The following is a 19069-nucleotide window of genomic DNA, read 5'->3' on the forward strand; positions in this document are numbered from 1 at the left end:
TCTCCATGGCGAAGGTGTAGCCGTTTTCCTCTGACATAGCGCCTGCACGCATATAATCCGGGTTCGGCGTGACGCCTCGTTCCTTCAACGCATCCTGCCAGCCGTTAAGCCGGTCAATGGCGTAGACACGATTTGGATGGCCGTTGAGGATCGCGATCTTGTCGTGGCCCATTTCCAGCAGCATCTTTGTGGGCTCGTGGAAGACGCCGTAGTTGTCGATGTCGATGTACGAGTAGCTGTCACAGGTGGCAGTGCGGCCATGGACGATGAACGGCATGTTGAGGTCTTGCAGAAGACGGATGCGCTCTTCGCTGAGGTCCACGTTGGACAGGATCACCAGATCAACGGTGCCTTTTTCCGCAAAGCGGCGGTAGACGTCCACTTCTTCACTCTGCGAGGAGGAGATCATGATGTCGTAGTCAAGCTCGGATGCCTTCTCAGAAAGACCTGTCAGAAACTCGATGAAATGCGGATCGAGAAACATGTTCATGTCAGTGGGGAAGGCGATGCCGATCACGCAGGAGCGTCCGGTTGCCAGACGGCGCGCGTTGACATTGGGACGATAGCCATAGGTCTTTGCTGCCTCCGAAACCCGGTTTCGGGTGGCGAGAGACACGTCAGAATACCCGTTCAGAGCTCTGCTGACTGTGGTTTGTGAAAGACCGAGGTGATTGGCTAAACTCTTAAGATTCATAATAATTCAATGGCTCAAACTTGCTGTGCGCCTTGTTTATAGCCCCTTGTTCTCCCGCATGCTTGGATGAAATCTAGCCCAGAAGTCTGCCTAAAATCCAGTAGAACCTTTGTCTTTTCCAAAGCGCTTTGGAAACGGTAACGGAGACAGTGGAAAACTGATATTTTTCAGAGGTGCAGTAAAATACCACATAGGATGGGCTCTAAACTTAGGAGAATTCAGCTATTTTGTGGGTGCTGCGTTGCAAAATATGACGCCAGATGGACAGCCTCACAAAAGTTCCTACGGATTTTTACTATTGACTTAGACCGGTGACTAAACTTTGCTTGTCTCAAAGCGCTTTGGGAATCTTTTGAAAGATGACCAGTGTTTGGGGAGCCCTTCGCTCTGGAGGGGTAATTAATGGCCGGACAACGATTGGGAATTCGTTGAACCAAGGGCCATGGACGAAACAGGGAGGCGTCCCATTATGGGTATCCGTCGTACATTATTAGGTTCTGCTATTGCTGTTGCTGGTATGGCTGGCGTTGCGGGTTATGCAATGGCTGCTGAAGTTACGGTTGTTTGTGGTAGCGTTGGTCAGGGTGCTAAGCTCTGTAAAGGTGCTGCAACCGAGTGGGCCAAAGAAACTGGCAACACCGTCAAGTTTTTCGCTGCACCTGCATCATCTACCGAGCAGCTGGCGCTGTACCAGCAGATCCTGAGCTCTGGTTCTTCTGATATTGATGTTTTCCAGATTGACGTTATCTGGCCGGGTATTCTGGGAAGCCACCTTGCTGATCTGAAGCCATATTCCAATGGCGCAGAAGACATGCACTTCCAGCCAATCGTTGCGAACAACACCTACAAGGGTAAGCTGGTTGCTATGCCTTGGTACACTGATGCTGGCCTGCTGTTCTACCGCAAAGATCTGCTTGAAAAGCACGGCGAAAAGGCTCCTGAAACCTGGGGTGATCTGACCGCAAGCGCGAAAAAAATTCAGGATGCTGAACGCGCAGCTGGCAACAATAAAATGTGGGGCTTTGTTTATCAGGCGAAGGCTTATGAAGGTCTGACCTGTGATGCTCTTGAGTGGATCGACAGCTTTGGCGGCGGCGATGTTGTGAACGCTGATGGTGATATTACCATCAACAACGAAAAAGCTGTAAAAGCTCTGTCCCTTGCAGCAAGCTGGACCGGTACAATTGCACCATCTGGTGTTCTTTCCTATCAGGAAGAAGATGCACGCGGTGTGTTCCAGTCCGGTAATGCAGTGTTCATGCGTAACTGGCCTTATGCATGGTCTCTCGGTCAGGCTGACGATTCTCCGATCAAAGGCAAGATCGGTGTGATGGCTCTGCCAAAAGGTGGTGAAGACGGAAAGCAGACCGGTACTCTTGGTGGTTGGCAGCTTGCTGTTTCCAAATACTCCAAAGACCCTGAAGCAGCTGCAAGTCTTGTTATGCACCTGACTAGCAAAAAGAGCCAGAAACAGCGCGCTATCGAAGGGTCTTACAACCCAACCATTGCTGAGCTGTACTCTGATGCGGATGTTCTTGCAGCAAGCCCGTTCATGGGTCAGTTGAAAGACACCTTCACCAATGCTGTGGCACGTCCATCCCGTGCAACTGGCTCTAACTACAACAAAGTTTCCAATGCATTTTACAATGCAGTGCATGACGTGCTTTCCGGTAAAACCGAAGCAGAGGCATCCCTTGCGAAACTTGAAAAGAACCTGAAACGCATCAAGCGTAAAGGCTGGTAAGTCTCCTCCCTAGACTTGCGATCTGTGTTGCGGCCTCCCGATGGCCGCAACACTGAACCGAGCTCCTGGGTGGTTCCTTGGAGTTTCCCTGAAATAAAGAAACCAAGGATCAGAGGATGACCCTTGCTCTTCAGCAGGATGGTACAGCCACTCGTAAGGCAAAACGCTCCAATCTGAGCTCTGCCAGATTGCGCGCCGCGTGGCTTTTTCTCGCCCCCATGATGATTGCTTTGGCCGCTGTTGCAGGCTGGCCGTTGCTTCGCACCATCTGGTTGGGTTTTACCGACGCAAACCTCATAGATCTCAGCCAATCTCAATTCATCGGCTTTGAGAACTATCTCTCGTATTATGACGGAGAGGCTTATGGCGTTCTCGTTGATGCCGAGTGGTGGAATGCGGTTTGGAACACTCTCTGGTTTTCTGTCATCTCTGTTGGTTTTGAAACTCTGTTCGGGCTGCTCATTGCATTGATCCTGAATGCGGAGTTCAAAGGACGCGGCCTTGTGCGTGCTGCGGTTCTGATCCCCTGGGCGATCCCGACTATTGTTTCCGCCAAGATGTGGGGCTGGATGCTTCACGACCAGTTTGGTGTGATCAACGAAATTTTGCTGGGTGTCGGCATTCTGTCTGAGCCGATTGCCTGGACGGCTGATCCTTCCACCGCGATGTGGGCTGTGATCATGGTGGATGTCTGGAAGACAACACCGTTCATGGCACTGCTGACCCTTGCTGCCCTTCAGATGCTTCCGGGTGATATCTATGAGGCTGCCCGCGTGGATGGCATCAACCCGATCCGCGTGTTCTTCAAGGTGACGTTGCCGCTGATCCGCCCGGCAATCATTGTTGCAGTGATTTTCCGCAGTCTTGATGCGCTGCGTGTGTTCGATCTGATTTACGTGCTGACATCCAGCTCCACCTCGACCATGTCCATGTCAGTCTATGCAAGGCAGCAACTGGTTGATTTCCAGGAAGTTGGCTATGGCTCTGCAGCTGCGACGCTGCTGTTCATTGTGATTGCTTTGCTGACGACCATCACCGTGGTGGCAGGCGGGCTGAAGTCCGGTGAAGGAGAACAATCATGAACAGACAGATGAAGTCTATTCTGTTTTACACGCTGGTTGTTGTGGTCGTGATTTTCTCGGTCTTCCCGTTCTATTACGCGATTGTCACGAGTTTCCGGAGTGGGCAGGAGCTGTTCAATCCGTCCGTATTCCCAACATCCTTCACGATGGGGAACTATTTCTCCATCTTCAAAGAGCAGCCGTTTGGCCTCAATATTCTGAACTCGGTGATTGTTGCGACATCTGTTGTGGTCTTGTCGCTGATTATTGCGGTGACGGCGTCTTATGCGCTGGCTCGTATCCACTTCCGGGGCCGTGGCTTGTTGTTGATGACGATCCTGTCTGTCTCCATGTTCCCGCAGGTGGCGATCCTTTCAGGCATGTATGAGCTGATCCGCTCCATGGGGCTTTACAACTCTCTGCCGGGTCTGATTATCCCGAACACGGTGCTGACCCTGCCGTTCACTGTGTGGGTGCTGACGACCTTCATGAAGGAACTGCCGAAGGAGCTTGAAGAGGCTGCGGTTGTTGACGGAGCTTCTCCGCTGACCATTGTGCGCCGGATCTTCCTGCCGCTGATGTGGCCAGCGATGGTGACCACTGGTCTGCTTGCCTTCATCGGTGCGTGGAACGAGTTCCTGTTCGCGCTCACCTTTACTCTATCCAACGAAGTTCGCACCGTGCCAGTGGCGATTGCCCTGATGTCCGGCGCAACTGAATACGAGCTGCCATGGGGCAATATCATGGCTGCTTCTGTGCTAGTGACCGTCCCGATCGTGGTCCTAGTCCTGGTGTTTCAACGAAAAATCGTCGCTGGTCTTACAGCTGGTGCGGTTAAAGGATAACTGGAATGAACCTCTCTACCCCAATAAACGAAAATACAAGCCATCGCGTTCTGGCGAACGATCCGGATTGGTGGCGGGGCGCAGTCATTTATCAAATCTATCCGCGGTCTTTCGCAGATAGCAATGGCGATGGCATTGGTGACCTTCCAGGTATTACAGAGAAGCTGGACTACATCTCCGATCTTGGTGCTGATGCGATCTGGATCTCGCCTTTCATGAAGTCGCCGATGGATGACTTTGGATACGACGTTTCTGATTATGAAGACGTTGATCCGATGTTTGGCTCTCTGGATGATTTCAAAGAGCTGGTAGCTAAAGCGCATGGCAAGGGCATTCGTGTTCTGATCGATCTGGTGATTTCGCACACCTCTGAGCAACATGAGTGGTTTAAGGAAAGCCGGAGCAATAAGACCAACAGCAAGTCTGACTGGTATGTCTGGGCAGACCCGAAGGCTGATGGTTCTCCGCCAAACAACTGGCTCTCCATCTTTGGTGGTTCTGCCTGGCAGTGGGACAGTCGCCGTTGTCAGTACTACCTGCATAACTTCCTGCGTTCTCAGCCGGATCTGAATTTCCATTGCGAGGAAGTGCAGCAGGCAGTGCTTGATGCAGGCCGGTTCTGGCTGGAGCTGGGTGTTGATGGTTTCCGTCTGGATACCGTGAACTTTTACGTTCACGACAAGCAGCTACGTGACAACCCGCCATATCCCGATCCTGATAGTCTTGCGGATGTGACTGGTGTGAACCCTTATGCGTTCCAGGATCACAAGTTTGACAAATCGCAGCCAGAAAACCTGCCGTTCCTTGAGCGCTTACGGGCTGTGATGAACGAGTATCCGAACACCACCACAGTTGGTGAAATCGGTGCAGGGCATGAAGCCAGTGAGATTATGAAGCAGTACACCTCTGGTGAGGGACGCTTGCACATGGCGTACAGCTTTGATCTGCTTTCCAATACGCCAACTGCAAAGTATGTGCGTGAGCGGGTGACCAACCTGCAGAACATTGTGACCGAGGGCTGGCCGAGCTGGGCGATGTCCAACCACGATGTGAAGCGTATGGGATCACGGCTTCCTGCTGATGTTGATCCTCAGGTGGCGACACCAGCTTTGATGGCGCTGAGCGCTTCCTTGCGTGGTAGCCCATGTATCTATCAGGGTGAGGAACTGGGCTTTAAAGAAGCTGATTTGGCTCTGGAAGACCTTCAAGATCCATATGGCATTGAGTTCTGGCCTGAGTACAAAGGCCGTGACGGGTGTCGTACGCCGATTGCATGGACCAAGGACGGTGGCTTCACCACTGGCAAGCCTTGGTTGCCGATGGCGCAAGACCATCTGGACCACAGTGCGGAAGCTCAGGCTGGAGATGAGGCTTCTCCACTTCGCAGGACAGCGAAGTACCTGCAGTGGCGTAAGGACCAGAAGGTTCTGCAAAAGGGGTCTTTGGACTTTGCTGATCTGGGAGAGGATGTTCTGGCGTTTGTGCGTGAGCATGAAGGCGAACAAGTGCTTTGCGTCTTCAACCTGACAAATGATGATATGCGTGTTGCTCTGGGAGCGTACAGCTCTGCTGCGTTTCTGGAGGGGCATGGATTTAGTGCGGAATTGGACGGCGAGGCACTCAACCTGCCTGCATGGCAAGTGGCTTACTTGCAAATCTCAAAGAACTAAGCTGAGGGCAACACCATGGCAGATGTAACACTCAAGGGTATCGTCAAGGACTTCGGGTCAACCCGCATCATCCACGGCGTTGATTTGCAGATCAAAGATCGCGAGTTGATCGTGTTTGTTGGGCCATCCGGCTGCGGTAAATCGACTTTATTGCGCCTGATTGCAGGGCTTGAAGATATCACTGATGGTGACATGTTCATTGATGGAGATCTGGTGAACCAGCGCTCTCCTAAAGAACGCAAGATAGCCATGGTGTTCCAGAGCTATGCTCTTTATCCGCATATGAATGTTTATGAGAATATGGCGTTTGGCCTTGAGCTCTCCAAGCATTCAAAAGAGGATATCAAAGACAAGGTGATGGAGGCGGCTCGTATTCTCGAGCTGACTCCGTTGCTGGAACGCAAGCCGAAGCAGCTGTCTGGTGGTCAGCGTCAGCGCGTGGCGATTGGTCGTGCGATTGTTCGTAATCCTAAGGTCTTCCTGTTTGATGAGCCGCTTTCCAACCTTGATGCGGCGCTGCGTGTGCAGATGCGTATTGAGATTGCCAAGCTGCATCAGGACATGGACGCCACCATGGTGTACGTGACCCATGATCAGGTGGAAGCAATGACGCTTGCAGACCGGATTGTGGTGCTGAATGCTGGCCGGATTGAGCAGGTTGGTAGCCCGCTTGAGCTGTACCATCGTCCACGCAACAAGTTCGTGGCTGGCTTCATCGGGTCGCCGAAGATGAACTTCATTGAAGCGCAGGTGACAAGTGTTGCTGAAGACGGTGTTGAGCTGTCGGTTATCGGCTCTGATCCTGTGAAGGTTGTCGTTGATCCGACCGGCCTTGCTGTTGGCGATAAGGTTGAGTTTGGTATTCGTCCCGAGCACATGGGCAGCGGAACGGAAGGCGAGCTTTCCGGGAAGGTCGAGGTTATTGAGGAACTTGGTGAGAGCCACTTCCTGCATGTGCGCTTGACTGACGGCTCTTTGATCACTGTTCAGGGCAGGGGTGATGCTACTGCGAAGGCTGGCGAGAGCTGTAAAGTGAAGCTGGACTGCAGCCATGCGCATGTGTTTGGCGGTGACGGATTCGCGTTTTCTAAATTGGGGACGTTAGGTCAACATGAAAATACTGCAACTCTTGAGGGTGCGTGATAAATAAAATTGCTCACAGGCTCACTCCAATTTGGCATAGAGTTCCAACGCTGCACCTTGTGTGCAGCGTTTACTTTTTCTGAGACGCCTCTTCATTTCTTAAAACGATTAAATAGCTGATTTTTTTAGACTGAATCAGGCTTGATCATACCAATTGACTAGTCCGTTAGGGGAGGTTTGATTACTGGCAGAAACCGCAAGGTTAGCCGTCCAGAATCAGGCAAGGATTGAGCTGGCGCAAGGTATTCTTTGGCTGAGCTCAACCAAGGGTACTTGTTCCCATTCTTAAAAAGTGAAAGAATTTAATCAGTGATTGCACTTAGATGCGGTTACAATTCTTTCGCCTTCGCGCGACTAACGATGTGAAGGCATTTTATAAATAGGGGAGCATTTTATAATGCAATTTAAGCGTAGTCTTCTCTCGCTGGCGCTTGCTGCAAGCGTGGCGATGCCAATTTCCGGCGCTATCATCTCTGAGGCTGGTGCTGCAACACCACCTAACATGCTCATTGTTGCTGGCCGTATTGACGATATCATTTCCCTTGATCCGCAGGAAATGTTTGAGTTTTCCGGTACGGACATGGCGAACAACATGTATGACCGTCTGGTACAGCTGAACCCAGCTGACCTATCTAAAGGTTATGAGCCAGGTCTGGCAACGAGCTGGGAAATCTCAGAGGACGGCAAGACCTTTACCTTTAAAATGCGTGAGGGCGTCAAGTTCCACACTGGCAACCCTGTTACTGCAAAGGATGCTGAGTACAGCCTTCGCCGTGCAGTTGCGATGAAGAAAACACCATCTTTCATTCTTACGCAGTTTGGCTTCACTCCTGAAAACATGAGTGAGACAATCAAAGCCGTTGATGAGAACACTTTCCAGATTACGACAGATAAGAAGTACGCTCCTTCTTTCGTGCTGAACTGCTTCACTTCTGCAATTGCTTCTATCGTTGATAGTGAACTGGTTAAGTCCAATGAAGTTGATGGCGACTGGGGTAATGGCTGGCTGAAAACAAATTCTGCTGGTTCTGGCGCGTTTAAGCTGCAGAGCTGGAAGCCAAATGAGTCTTATTCTCTGACTGCTGTTCCAGGCTACTGGCGTGGTGAAGTTGCGATGAAGCGCGTTATCGTGCGCCACGTGATGGAATCTGCTTCTCAGCGTCTGATGCTGGAAAAAGGCGATGTTGATGTTGCCCGTCACCTGTCTCCAGAAGATATTGCTGCGATCTCCACCAACGAAGATCTGAAGGTTGAAGACACGCTCCGTGGTCGTCTGATGTACATCTCCTTCAACCAGAAGGATAAGGCGCTGTCCCATCCAAAGGTTGCGGAAGCTCTGAAGTATCTCGTTGACTACAAAGGCATGACCGGTTCTTTCCTGAAGGGTCAGTACACCATCCAGCAGGCGTTCCTTCCGCAGACCTATATGGGCGAACTGAAGGACACTCCATTCTCACTGAACGTTGAGAAAGCTAAAGAGCTGCTCGACCAGGCAGGTTATGCCGATGGTTTCGATGTTGAGTTCATCGTTCGTAATGCGACTGAGCGCGTTGAAATTGCTCAGAGCTTGCAGAACACCTTTGGTCAGGCTGGCATTCGCGCGTCTATCACACAGGGAACTGGCAAGCAGATCCTTGGTCGTTACCGCGCTCGTGACTTCCAGATCTACGTAGGTGCATGGGGTCCGGATTACCCAGATCCACACACAAATGCTGATACTTTCGCAAACAACCCGGATAACTCCGATGAAGGTAAGCATGTTGGTAAACTGGCATGGCGTAACGCTTACCCAGCAACAGAGCTGACCAAACTGACCGATCTGGCTGTACAGGAAAGTGACCGCGAAAAGCGTGCCCGCATGTACGTGCAAGCTCAGAAGACCTTCCAGAAAGAAGCTCCATTCTCAGTTATGTTCCAGCAGATTGAACAGAACTCCATGGCTGCAAACGTAACCGGCTTCAATCCGGGTGGCGCTATTACTGGCGTATTCTTCTGGCCTGTAAAAAAATAAGATTGGCTAATTACAAATGAGCATCGCTGACTCTACAGCGACTGTGGTGCGGCGAGGGTTTACCTCGCCGCTCTACAAGATTTTAAAAGGTTTAATCGCTGGCCTTTTCTCCATTGCCATCACTATGGTGGGGCTTCTTTTCGTCACCTTCATTATTGCGCGCGTTATGCCAGTCGACCCGGTCCTCGCGGTTGTCGGTGAGCGTGCCTCTCAGGAAATTTACGAAGCTGCGTACAAGGCCATGGGTCTTGATCAGCCGCTTTACGTGCAGTTTATGCTGTTCTTGAAGCAGGTGGCGATGGGTGACTTCGGGATGTCGACGCTGACAGCGCGGCCCGTTGTTGAGGACATTGCCCGCGTTTTCCCGGCTACATTGGAACTTGCAACTCTTGCGACGATCGCTGGCGTTGGCATTGGTGTGCCGATGGGGGTTTTGGCCGCAGTGAATGAAGGCCGTTGGCCGGACCAGCTGATCCGCCTTGTTGGCCTGTTTGGCTACTCCATGCCGATCTTCTGGTTTGGCTTGATGGGCCTCTTGATTTTCTACGGTATTCTTGGCTGGGTTAGTGGCCCAGGTCGTATCGATATCTATTACGAAGATATTGTTCCTGTTGTTTCAGGCATGATCCTCATCGATAGCCTGATTGCAGGAGAGATCGAGATCTTCTGGAATGCGGTGAGCCACATCATTCTGCCTGCAAGTATTCTTGGCTATTATTCTATTGCTTACATTTCCCGTATGACCCGCTCGTTCATGCTGGAACAGTTCTCTCAGGAGTACATCACCACCGCGCGCGTGAAGGGTGTTTCTGAGACTGCTGTGATCTGGCGTCATGCGCTGCCCAATGTGATGATCCCGCTTATTACGGTGATCGCGCTTTCCTATGCGAACCTGCTGGAAGGGTCTGTGCTGACAGAGATTATCTTCTCATGGCCGGGACTGGGCAACTACATCACCAATGCTCTGCTTTCTGCCGATATGAATGCGGTGCTGGGTGGAACAGTTGTGGTTGGTGCTATCTTTGTGGGCCTCAATCTCTTCTCTGACTTCATGTACAAAGTGGTTGATCCGAGGGCACGATGACAACAGCACCTGTAAAATCTAACGTGCCTGACAGAGCTGGCTTGAAAGCATGGCTCTCCTCTGATGCACCTACATCCCGCGGACATGCGCGCGCTGTGCAGTTTTATATGGGGTGGATGAAACTCTATGAAAACAAACTCGCGTTTCTCGGGTTCCTGATTATTCTGAGCCTGGTTCTGATGGCGATTTTTGCGCCGCTGCTGGCAACAACAGAGCCAAATGCACAAGACCTTGCCAAGCGTTTGACTGCGCCGGGGGTGGATGGTCACCTGCTTGGAACTGATGAGCTTGGCCGTGATATCTGGAGCCGCCTCGTTTATGGTTCCCGCATTACGCTTCTGATTGTAGGCATTGTGGCGTTCACAGCACCAGTGTTCGGCTTGCTGATTGGAACTGTTGCCGGGTATCTGGGCGGTTGGGTCGATCAGGCACTTATGCGTCTGGTTGATATCTTCCTGGCGTTTCCCAAGCTAATTCTAGCGCTTGCCTTCGTTGCTGCGCTTGGGGCGGGTATCGAGAGTGCGATTATCGCGATCAGCCTGACGGCATGGCCTCCGTATGCGCGTATTGCTCGCGCTGAAACTCTGACCATTCGCAATGCGGATTACATCAGCGCTGTGCGTTTGCAGGGGGCTGGTGTCATGCACATCATCATCGGGCATGTGTGGCCGTTGTGTCTGTCCTCCATCATCGTTCGTGTGACGCTTGATATGGCTGGTATTATTCTGACAGCTGCCGGCCTTGGTTTCCTTGGTCTTGGTGCTCAGCCTCCAGAGCCTGAGTGGGGCGCAATGATCTCTGCTGGTCGCAAGTTCATTCTGGACCACTGGTGGGTTGCTGCCATGCCGGGTATGGCGATCTTTATCGTGTCTTTGGGCTTCAACCTGTTGGGTGATGGTTTGCGCGATATTCTTGATCCGAAAAAGAGCCAGAGCTAGGGGAGAGAACCATGAGTGATACGCTTTTAAGCGTTGAGGACCTTTGGGTTCGTTTCCCAACACGTAGCGGTACCGTTGATGCGGTTCGTGGTATTTCGTTCTCTGTCGGGCGTGAGCGCGTTGGCATTGTGGGCGAAAGTGGCTCCGGCAAATCTATGACCGGGCGGAGTATTTTGCGCCTGATCCGGTCTCCGGGCCAGATGGAAGCCAAGTCGATTAAGTTCAATGGTGAGAATCTGCTGGACTATTCGGAACGGCAGATGCGGAAAATCCGTGGTCACCAGATCTCCATGGTGATGCAGGATCCGAAGTTTTCGCTGAACCCTGTTCACACGGTTGGCAAACAGATCTGTGAGGCTCTGCGCCTGCACACCAAATCTTCTCGCCGTGAGGCTCGTCAGGGCGCTCTGGAGATGTTGGAGGCTGTTCAGATCCGCAACCCTGAGCGTGTGTTCAATTCTTATCCGCATGAGCTTTCAGGCGGTATGGGGCAGCGTGTGATGATCGCGATGATGCTGATCACTGATCCAAAGCTGCTGATTGCTGATGAGCCGACCTCTGCTCTGGATGTGACTGTGCAGATGAAGGTGCTGGCGATCATGGACAAGTTGGTGCAGGAGCGCGGAATGGGGCTGATCTTCATCAGTCACGATCTGAAGCTTGTCTCGTCCTTCTGTGACCGAATTATCATTATGTACGCAGGACGTATTGTAGAGACCTGTAAGGCCAGCGAGCTGCACAATGCGACGCATCCTTACACACGTGGGTTGCTGAATGCGCTGCCTCGCATTGAGGAGCCCAAGGGGCGCCTTGAAGCACTGCAACGTCAGGACAGCTGGAAACAGGAGGTCAGTGTTGATGCCCGGGTCTGATAGTGCTGTGATGGAACGTAAGCCATGGGTTGCGGAAGCAACAAAAGACGCCCGCCTCGAGATCAAAGACCTCAACGTCTATTTCGGTGAGGGACCGGATCGCTTTCAGGCTGTCAAAAACGTGAGCGTCAAGGTTCAGCAAGGCGGCAGTTTTGGTATTGTCGGTGAATCTGGCTCAGGTAAGTCAACTGTACTGCGCGCTGTGTGTGGACTGGTTGAGAGCTGGGATGGTGAGATCGATATTGACGGCGCCCCTGTTTCGCATAAGCGTGACAAGGTTTTTGCCCGCAAGATTCAGATGGTTTTTCAGGACCCTTATGCGTCCTTGCATCCACGCCATACCGTTGACCGAGTTTTGTCAGAACCTCTTAAATTACATGGGTTTGGTGATATTGATGGTCGTGTACTTCGGGCTCTGGATGACGTAGGGCTTGGGGCAGATTTCCGCTTTCGGTATCCGCATCAGCTTTCCGGTGGTCAACGTCAGCGTGTGGCTGTTGCACGTGCTTTGATGTTGGAGCCGGAGATCCTGTTATTGGATGAGCCAACTTCAGCGTTGGATGTATCTGTGCAGGCGGAAATTCTGAACCTGTTTGCTGATCTGCGGAAGGAGCATAACCTTACCTATGTGATGGTGACGCACGATCTGGCGGTGGTTGCACATATGTGTGATGAGATTGCCGTGATGCAGCATGGTGAAGTTGTTGAGGTGATGGATGTGGAAGCGATGCGCAGCTCCACACCGGAGACAGCTTACACGCAGGAACTGCTTAAAGCCTCTATGGGGTATGATGCGGAGTTCTTCGGCGACCGTTGATCTGCGAAGCATCTGATGATTACTGAGAGCCCCGCCCTTGTGGTGGGGCTTTTGTTGTTCTGGCGGGGGAACTTCAGTAGGATCGCTTTGTTGATTTGATGATTGTTGGTTGCGGAGCCAGAGATGAAGTATTTTTATCGCCTTCTTTGTATTTTGGGATTTCTGCTGCCGTACGGGGCGTTTATGCCATGGTTGCTTGAGAACAGGTTGAACCTACCGCAACTTCTTGCAGAAGCATTTGCTGGCGAGATATCGGCTTTTGCCTGGCTTGATGTTGTGGTTTCAGCGGTGGTTTTGATAGGTTTTATCTTTGCCGAAGGGCAACGACTTGGAATGAAGCGTCTTTGGCTTCCGATTCTTGCTGTGTTCACCGTTGGTGTGTCGTTAGGCTTGCCATTGTTCTTGTTCTTGAGAGAATTACACGTTGAAAAACCTTCAAAACCAGGGGCTCACAGCGGAAAAAACGTAGCGCACATATGATAGTTGGAACTCATGTGCAGAAAATGGCCTACACCAATGAGTTCACTGTGAATTTCTTAATGTTTTCTGCTATAAACAACCGGCTTAATCCTACGAGTACATACGCTAAAACACTCGCAGATTGGCTTGGGTGTTTTCTAATTGATCTACGGTGTCTTCTTTGAGAAGTCTTGACGAAAATCTTATTTCCCATATTCCTCCGTTCCGAAAGCTGGAACGCGTTGATATCAGAGAGATTTTGGACGCAGCAACGCCAAAGCGTTTCAGCGCGGGTCAGGCTATTTTCGAAGAGCATGAGCCAGCTGAGCGGTTCTTCCTGCTGTTGGACGGTCATGTGCGCGTTATTCGCACCACGGCTTCCGGAGATCAGGTGATTGCGCGTCACATCGTCAGTGGCGAGCTTATGGGCATTGCCTCCGCAATTGGCAGGACGACTTATCCAGCCAGTGCTGTGGCGATTGATGACTGCCTTGTGCTGTTCTGGCCGACAAGTCTCTGGAAGACGTTTGTCGAAAAGTACGATGGATTTGCGACGGAAACCTACAAAACCGTCGGAGAGCGTATCTCTGAAGCGAACAACCACATTCTGGAACTGGCAACTCAGCAGGTCGAGCAGCGTGTTGCACGTGCTTTGCTGAGGCTTGCAATCCAAAGCAGCCGCATCACCGATGAGGGAATGGAAATTGATTTTCCTCTCACACGCCAGAATATCTCTGAGATGACAGGTACAACTTTGTACACTGTGAGCCGTTTGCTAAGCGCTTGGGAAAAACAAGGAATTGTGAATAGCGGGCGTAAAAAGGTCATCGTGACGGAGATGAATAAGCTGAAGACTCTGGCTGATTTGGACCCAATGGCTGACTCTTGAGTACCGTTGAGCGATTGCCTGAGTGTTACTAGGCATAAATACCAGTATTCTCGATTTTATATCCTATTGTTTTTAAATGTGTTTTTCTCCTATATCCGGTAATTACCGAATAGGTTGTTCTAGCACAAACTTCCCCAGTGGCGTCAATTTTATCATCTTCGGGACCGTAACCACGATAGGATTCCGTAGATGTCAGAATTCCTTACAAAATCGCGGGCACGAAATATTTTTTATGGGGGATCCTTATTCTTCATAGGCATATTTGCCGTGCTCTCAATCGACAGCCACCTTTACGTCGTCAATGAATCGACTTCAAAAGCTGATCTCACTGACGAGGTTGTCCTCGGAAAGCACGTTTGGGAAAAGCATGCTTGCATCAACTGCCATACGTTGCACGGGGAAGGCGCTTACTTTGCTCCTGAAGTCGGCAATGTGATGACACGTTGGGGCGTGCTGGATGATCCGGATGATGCAGCTGAGACCCTTGGCTCCTGGATGGAAGCTCAGCCGAGCCGCATCGAAGGTCGTCGCCAGATGCCTTTCTTCGATCTGACCAAAGAAGAAGTCCGCGGCCTCTCTGAATTCTTGCGTTGGGCTGACAAGACCAACACGCAAGACTGGCCACCGAACGACGCTGGTTAAGGGGTGGTATTATGAAATACAGTTCTCAAAAAGTCGCGTATGCCTACTTCGTAGCTGCGCTTGGCCTATTCGCAATCCAGGTTCTGGGCGGTTTGCTCGCTGGCTGGATTTATGTTGCACCTAACTTCCTTTCGGAGTTGCTGCCGTTCAACATCGTTCGCATGTTGCACACCAACGCACTGATCGTCTGGCTTCTGCTCGGCTTCTTTGGTGCGGCTTACTTCATCATCCCGGAAGAGAGCGAACGTGAGATCCACTCCGTTAAGCTCGCTTACATTCAGCTGATCATTCTTGTGGTTGGTACACTGGGTGCTGTTGTCAGTTACATCATGGGTATCCATGAAGGCCGTGAATTCCTTGAGCAGCCGCTCTGGGTTAAAGTCGGCATTCTTGTTGCTGCGTTGATCTTCCTCTTCAACATCTCAATGACCGTGTTGAAAGGTCGTAAGACTGCGATCACAAACATTCTGGTGATTGGCCTTTGGGCTCTTTCCCTGCTGTGGCTGTTTGCATTCTACAACCCAGACAACCTGAGCCTTGATAAAATGTACTGGTGGTACGTTGTTCACCTTTGGGTAGAAGGTACCTGGGAACTTGTGATGGCTTCCATCCTTGGCTTCCTGATGCTGAAACTCACCGGTGTTGACCGCGAAGTGATCGAGAAGTGGCTCTACATCATCGTAGCAACTGCTCTGTTCTCCGGTATTCTTGGTACAGGACACCACTATTACTGGATCGGCTTGCCTGGCTACTGGCAGTGGATTGGTTCCGTCTTCTCTACTCTGGAAGTCATACCATTCTTCCTGATGATGACCTTCTCCTTCGTCATGGTCTGGAAAGGTCGTAAGAACCATCCAAACAAAGCAGCTCTGCTGTGGTCTCTCGGTTCTGCAACTGTCGCGTTCTTCGGCGCTGGCGTATGGGGCTTCCTGCATACTCTGCACGGTGTGAACTTCTACTCACATGGTACACAGATCACTGCAGCGCACGGTCACCTTGCCTTCTTCGGCGCATACGTTGCTCTGAACCTTGCGATCTTCACTTACGCAATGCCATTGCTTAAAGGTCGTAACCCATACAACCAGGTTCTCAACATGGGCAGCTTCTGGCTCATGACTGGTGGTATGTCCTTCATGACCTTCGTGCTGACATTTGCTGGAACCATCCAGACACACATGCAGCGTGTTGTTGGTGAAGACTTCATGTCTGTACAGGACCAGCTGACAGTGTTCTACATCATGCGCTTCGGTGCTGGTGCGGCTGTTGTGATTGGTGCTCTGCTGTTCATCTACTCCCTGCTCGTACCGCGCAAGGAATTGTTCACAGCGAACTCTGGTTCCAAACCAACGACCGGTAGTACTCCTGAAGCCCAAGCAGTTCTGGAAGGTGGTCGTTAATGACTGTACAGAACCACGTTTTTGATGTGCCCTATTATCAGCCTATCGCCGATGAATGTGCATTATTTGAAACGGCTTTTAACAAAGGTCTGCCCCTTCTTTTGAAGGGGCCGACGGGCTGCGGCAAAACCCGCTTTGTGGAACACATGGCCGCAAAGCTGGGTCGTCCGATCTACACCGTGGCTTGCCACGATGATCTTTCCGCAGCAGACCTTATTGGTCGTTACCTGCTTAAAGGCGGCGTGACTGAGTGGGTTGATGGCCCGCTGACCCGCGCTGTTCGCGAAGGTGCGATCTGCTATCTTGATGAAGTCATCGAAGCACGGAAAGACGTTGCGGTTGTTTTGCACCCGCTGACCGATAACCGTCGTCGTCTCATCATTGAGAGAACTGGCGAAGAGCTGCAAGCTCCTCCGAATTTCATGCTCGTTGCCAGCTACAACCCCGGCTATCAGAACGTTCTGAAGCAGATGAAGCCTTCCACACGGCAGCGCTTCCTCTCCACGACCTTCGATTTTCCTGATGCGGAAACCGAGATACAGGTCGTTGCTAAAGAAAGCGGACTGGATACTGAGCGTTCCAAATCCTTGGTTCGTCTTGCCGGCCATATCCGTGGTCTTTCCAGCCTGGATCTGGAAGAGGGTGTTTCCACTCGCTTACTGATTTATGCTGCATCCCTGATAGCTGGTGGTATGCCAGTTGAAAAAGCACTGCAATACTCTGTTGTTGAGCCACTGAGTGATGAGCCTGATGTTCAGGTTGCGCTTCGTGATTTGATCGCAGTTGTTTACGGGTGAGCCTGATGAAAGAGCAAATACTGGAGTTTTTAGAGCCTGAAGAAGCCGTAGGTAATCTGTGGCATGATTATGCTTCAAGCCTGGGTGCTCCAGTGCACCACGAGGATATGGAGGTCGAGCTGGCTAAGCTTCGCACCTCCGTGCAAGTGGTGTTTCGCGGGTTAGGTGGTGAAGCTAAAGTCGAGATCAGTCAAGCTCCGGCGACGGCTTCAACCTACCGCATGCCCGTAAAACGTAAGCTCGGCAACGCTGCAGAAACAATCTTTCTGCCAGAGTTCGACGGCGAGCGTTTGAGACTTCCTCCGGTTCTTGGCGTTTTTCCAGAGGCCGAAATGAACCGGGCCCATTACATCTGGCTTGCTGCATTTGCAGCGAACTGCGATGTGCAGGCAAAACCAGAGGATCCGTTGCAGGCGGATGTTCAGGCATTGGCTTTGGCCAAACAGGCGATTGAACGTGTTTGGGGCAAGTGCGTTGGTCTCCATGATTTCTTCCGTCAGTCCTGCGAGTTTCTTCTGCAAACCCGTAAGCGTCCAAGCCTTCCTGAGTGGGAAGCTGCAGTTGAAGCAATTGTTCTGGAGTTGCTTGGCGGGCCGCGGGCTGTCACCAGCACAAGTGCAACAATTCGCAAGGCGATGGAATGTGTTGATGAGCGCTGGAAGCTTACAGCTCCGCACGCATATTGCACCTTTGCGCCTGTGCCGATCTGGGTTTCCAGCGAGCTGGTCAACGGTGAGCGCGGTGAAGAGCGCTCGGATGAGCAGGCTCCGCCAACTCCGCAAGGATCAAGTGCAACAACGAAACGCAAAGCTAAACGTGAAAAGCGGGAGCAGGCGGATCGTAAAGACAGTTTTATTCTACACCGGTTTGAGGCGATCCTCTCCTGGGTAGAAAGCATGAACCTCAATCGCAGTACCGATGACGACGAAGAGGAAAATGCGCAGAAAGCTGCTGATGATCAGGATTATATCAGCCTTTCGAAAAATCAGCGGAAAGCAGCGACACGGTTGCGACTGCATCTGGATTTGTCTCCAGAAGATGCAGACCACGAACGCCTTTCCGACAAGTTCACATATCCTGAGTGGGATCACCGCCAACGTAAGTTTTTAGAAGATCATTGCCGCGTCCTGGAGAAGGATGCCGAGCCTGATTATGAGAGCGTGCTGCTGACGGATCCTTACCATAAGCGCCGTATTCGACAAGTGAAGCGTCAGTTTGAAGCATTGCGTCCAAAGCGGATCATGCAGATGCGTCAGGCTGAAGGCAGTGAGCTGGATCTGGATGCTTTGGTGACGGCTCAGGTTGACCTGAAAGCTTCAGGTTACGCATCCGATCGGATCTTTCAGGATTCACGTGCGGTTGAGCGCGACTTATCCGTTGCTATGTTGCTTGATACATCCCGCTCTACTGAGAGTGCGGTTGGCGATTCCAGTGTTATCGAGATTGCGGGGGCCGCGCTTGCTGCTTTGTCTGGCGGTGTTGATGCAAGTGGTGATCATCTTGGCGTCTGGGGTTTTTCTTCATTGAAACGCGACCGGGTTTTCATGAACAAAGCCAAAGACTTCAACGAGCCGATGACGGATGAGGTGATTGCAAAGATTGGTGGGCTTAAGCCGTGTTACTACACCCGTTTGGGAGCGGCGATCCGGCATACCACTGCGCAGCTTGCCTTGCAGCAAACACAGCGGAAGCTTTTGATTGTACTAACAGATGGAAAGCCGAACGATCTTGATCACTATGAAGGCATTCACGGAATTGAAGACAGTCATATGGCTGTTCGTGAAGCCCGCAAACTGGGCATGGCCGTTCATGGTGTGATTGTTGATGAGGATGGGCAGGATTGGTTTGCCCGTATCTTTGGCAAAGGTGGTTATACGCTCTTTCCAAATCCGGAACGTCTGACACGTGCGCTACCGGATATCTATAGAAGCCTGACAAGGGAGTATTAGATTATGAAGCTTTTCTATATGGTTATGGGCTTTATGGCAGGGCTGCTGCCTTTGTCC

General features: G+C 51.4%; 17 protein-coding genes. 16 read left to right on the plus strand and 1 reads right to left on the minus strand.

Translation table 11 applies throughout. The features are described 5' to 3' along the window. Positions 1–694: LacI family DNA-binding transcriptional regulator (locus PPL9_RS02965; protein WP_057461250.1), on the minus strand; the 694-nt coding region annotated here is incomplete at its 3' end. A 469-nt stretch (positions 695–1163) separates the two neighbouring features. Here PPL9_RS02965 and PPL9_RS02970 point away from each other — a divergent pair. The 16 genes from PPL9_RS02970 to PPL9_RS03045 all read left to right on the plus strand — a co-directional run bounded on the left by PPL9_RS02970 (position 1164) and on the right by PPL9_RS03045 (position 19012). Then, positions 1164–2438, plus strand: a complete 1275-nt coding sequence (locus tag PPL9_RS02970; RefSeq protein ID WP_057461251.1) for an ABC transporter substrate-binding protein — start codon at positions 1164–1166, stop codon at positions 2436–2438. A 116-nt stretch (positions 2439–2554) separates the two neighbouring features. Continuing rightward, complete coding sequence (locus PPL9_RS02975; RefSeq protein ID WP_057461252.1) at positions 2555–3520, plus strand: sugar ABC transporter permease; 966 nt, start codon at positions 2555–2557, stop codon at positions 3518–3520. Continuing rightward, positions 3517–4344 (plus strand): carbohydrate ABC transporter permease, encoded by an 828-nt coding sequence (locus PPL9_RS02980; protein ID WP_057461253.1) that lies wholly within the window; start codon positions 3517–3519, stop codon positions 4342–4344. Before PPL9_RS02975 ends, PPL9_RS02980 begins: the two co-directional genes overlap by 4 nt. Positions 4345–4349: 5 nt before the next feature. After that, on the plus strand, positions 4350–6014 hold the full coding sequence (locus PPL9_RS02985; protein WP_057461254.1) for an alpha-glucosidase family protein: 1665 nt from the start codon (positions 4350–4352) through the stop codon (positions 6012–6014). Positions 6015–6029: 15 nt separating this feature from the next. After that, on the plus strand, positions 6030–7157 hold the full coding sequence (ugpC, locus tag PPL9_RS02990) for a sn-glycerol-3-phosphate ABC transporter ATP-binding protein UgpC (RefSeq protein ID WP_057461255.1): 1128 nt from the start codon (positions 6030–6032) through the stop codon (positions 7155–7157). Between the two features lie 397 nt (positions 7158–7554). Beyond that, entirely contained in the window at positions 7555–9168 is a 1614-nt protein-coding gene (locus PPL9_RS02995; protein WP_057461256.1) for an ABC transporter substrate-binding protein, read from the plus strand. A 16-nt stretch (positions 9169–9184) separates the two neighbouring features. Next, positions 9185–10252 carry an ABC transporter permease gene (locus tag PPL9_RS03000; protein ID WP_057461257.1) on the plus strand — a complete coding sequence of 356 codons (1068 nt, stop codon included), beginning with the start codon at positions 9185–9187 and terminating at the stop codon, positions 10250–10252. Further along, positions 10249–11190 (plus strand): ABC transporter permease, encoded by a 942-nt coding sequence (locus tag PPL9_RS03005; protein WP_057461258.1) that lies wholly within the window; start codon positions 10249–10251, stop codon positions 11188–11190. Before PPL9_RS03000 ends, PPL9_RS03005 begins: the two co-directional genes overlap by 4 nt. 11 nt (positions 11191–11201) lie before the next feature. Then, positions 11202–12062 (plus strand): ABC transporter ATP-binding protein, encoded by an 861-nt coding sequence (locus tag PPL9_RS03010; protein ID WP_057461259.1) that lies wholly within the window; start codon positions 11202–11204, stop codon positions 12060–12062. Next, positions 12049–12879 (plus strand): ABC transporter ATP-binding protein, encoded by an 831-nt coding sequence (locus PPL9_RS03015; RefSeq protein WP_057461260.1) that lies wholly within the window; start codon positions 12049–12051, stop codon positions 12877–12879. The genes PPL9_RS03010 and PPL9_RS03015 overlap by 14 nt, the downstream gene beginning before the upstream one ends. A gap of 123 nt (positions 12880–13002) precedes the next feature. Then, positions 13003–13359 (plus strand): DUF2834 domain-containing protein, encoded by a 357-nt coding sequence (locus tag PPL9_RS03020; protein ID WP_057461261.1) that lies wholly within the window; start codon positions 13003–13005, stop codon positions 13357–13359. Positions 13360–13510: 151 nt separating this feature from the next. Beyond that, positions 13511–14227: a Crp/Fnr family transcriptional regulator gene (locus tag PPL9_RS03025; RefSeq protein ID WP_057461262.1), complete on the plus strand. Its 717-nt coding sequence runs from the start codon at positions 13511–13513 to the stop codon at positions 14225–14227. 189 nt (positions 14228–14416) lie between these two features. After that, complete coding sequence (locus tag PPL9_RS03030; RefSeq protein WP_057461263.1) at positions 14417–14869, plus strand: cytochrome c; 453 nt, start codon at positions 14417–14419, stop codon at positions 14867–14869. Positions 14870–14880: 11 nt separating this feature from the next. Beyond that, on the plus strand, positions 14881–16266 hold the full coding sequence (locus PPL9_RS03035) for a cbb3-type cytochrome c oxidase subunit I (RefSeq protein ID WP_057461264.1): 1386 nt from the start codon (positions 14881–14883) through the stop codon (positions 16264–16266). After that, positions 16266–17063: a CbbQ/NirQ/NorQ/GpvN family protein gene (locus PPL9_RS03040; RefSeq protein WP_057461265.1), complete on the plus strand. Its 798-nt coding sequence runs from the start codon at positions 16266–16268 to the stop codon at positions 17061–17063. Before PPL9_RS03035 ends, PPL9_RS03040 begins: the two co-directional genes overlap by 1 nt. 5 nt (positions 17064–17068) lie before the next feature. Next, a complete protein-coding gene (locus PPL9_RS03045; protein WP_193775992.1) occupies positions 17069–19012 on the plus strand; it encodes a VWA domain-containing protein in 1944 nt (647 codons plus the stop codon). Positions 19013–19069: the final 57 nt, after the last annotated feature.

Source organism: Pseudovibrio sp. POLY-S9 (assembly GCF_001431305.1).
Lineage (GTDB): Bacteria > Pseudomonadota > Alphaproteobacteria > Rhizobiales > Stappiaceae > Pseudovibrio.

What these genes read in the sequence shown, in the direction of transcription:
- PPL9_RS03030 (WP_057461263.1), top strand. Translation starts at nt 14,417, where the DNA reads ATGTCAGAATTCCTTACAAAATCGCGGGCACGAAATATTTTTTATGGG.
- PPL9_RS03015 (WP_057461260.1), top strand. Translation starts at nt 12,049, where the DNA reads ATGCCCGGGTCTGATAGTGCTGTGATGGAACGTAAGCCATGGGTTGCG.
- PPL9_RS03000 (WP_057461257.1), top strand. Translation starts at nt 9,185, where the DNA reads ATGAGCATCGCTGACTCTACAGCGACTGTGGTGCGGCGAGGGTTTACC.
- PPL9_RS03020 (WP_057461261.1), top strand. Translation starts at nt 13,003, where the DNA reads ATGAAGTATTTTTATCGCCTTCTTTGTATTTTGGGATTTCTGCTGCCG.
- PPL9_RS03005 (WP_057461258.1), top strand. Translation starts at nt 10,249, where the DNA reads ATGACAACAGCACCTGTAAAATCTAACGTGCCTGACAGAGCTGGCTTG.
- PPL9_RS03045 (WP_193775992.1), top strand. Translation starts at nt 17,069, where the DNA reads ATGAAAGAGCAAATACTGGAGTTTTTAGAGCCTGAAGAAGCCGTAGGT.
- PPL9_RS03010 (WP_057461259.1), top strand. Translation starts at nt 11,202, where the DNA reads ATGAGTGATACGCTTTTAAGCGTTGAGGACCTTTGGGTTCGTTTCCCA.
- PPL9_RS03040 (WP_057461265.1), top strand. Translation starts at nt 16,266, where the DNA reads ATGACTGTACAGAACCACGTTTTTGATGTGCCCTATTATCAGCCTATC.
- PPL9_RS02970 (WP_057461251.1), top strand. Translation starts at nt 1,164, where the DNA reads ATGGGTATCCGTCGTACATTATTAGGTTCTGCTATTGCTGTTGCTGGT.
- PPL9_RS02980 (WP_057461253.1), top strand. Translation starts at nt 3,517, where the DNA reads ATGAACAGACAGATGAAGTCTATTCTGTTTTACACGCTGGTTGTTGTG.
- PPL9_RS02995 (WP_057461256.1), top strand. Translation starts at nt 7,555, where the DNA reads ATGCAATTTAAGCGTAGTCTTCTCTCGCTGGCGCTTGCTGCAAGCGTG.
- PPL9_RS02975 (WP_057461252.1), top strand. Translation starts at nt 2,555, where the DNA reads ATGACCCTTGCTCTTCAGCAGGATGGTACAGCCACTCGTAAGGCAAAA.
- PPL9_RS02985 (WP_057461254.1), top strand. Translation starts at nt 4,350, where the DNA reads ATGAACCTCTCTACCCCAATAAACGAAAATACAAGCCATCGCGTTCTG.
- ugpC (WP_057461255.1), top strand. Translation starts at nt 6,030, where the DNA reads ATGGCAGATGTAACACTCAAGGGTATCGTCAAGGACTTCGGGTCAACC.
- PPL9_RS03035 (WP_057461264.1), top strand. Translation starts at nt 14,881, where the DNA reads ATGAAATACAGTTCTCAAAAAGTCGCGTATGCCTACTTCGTAGCTGCG.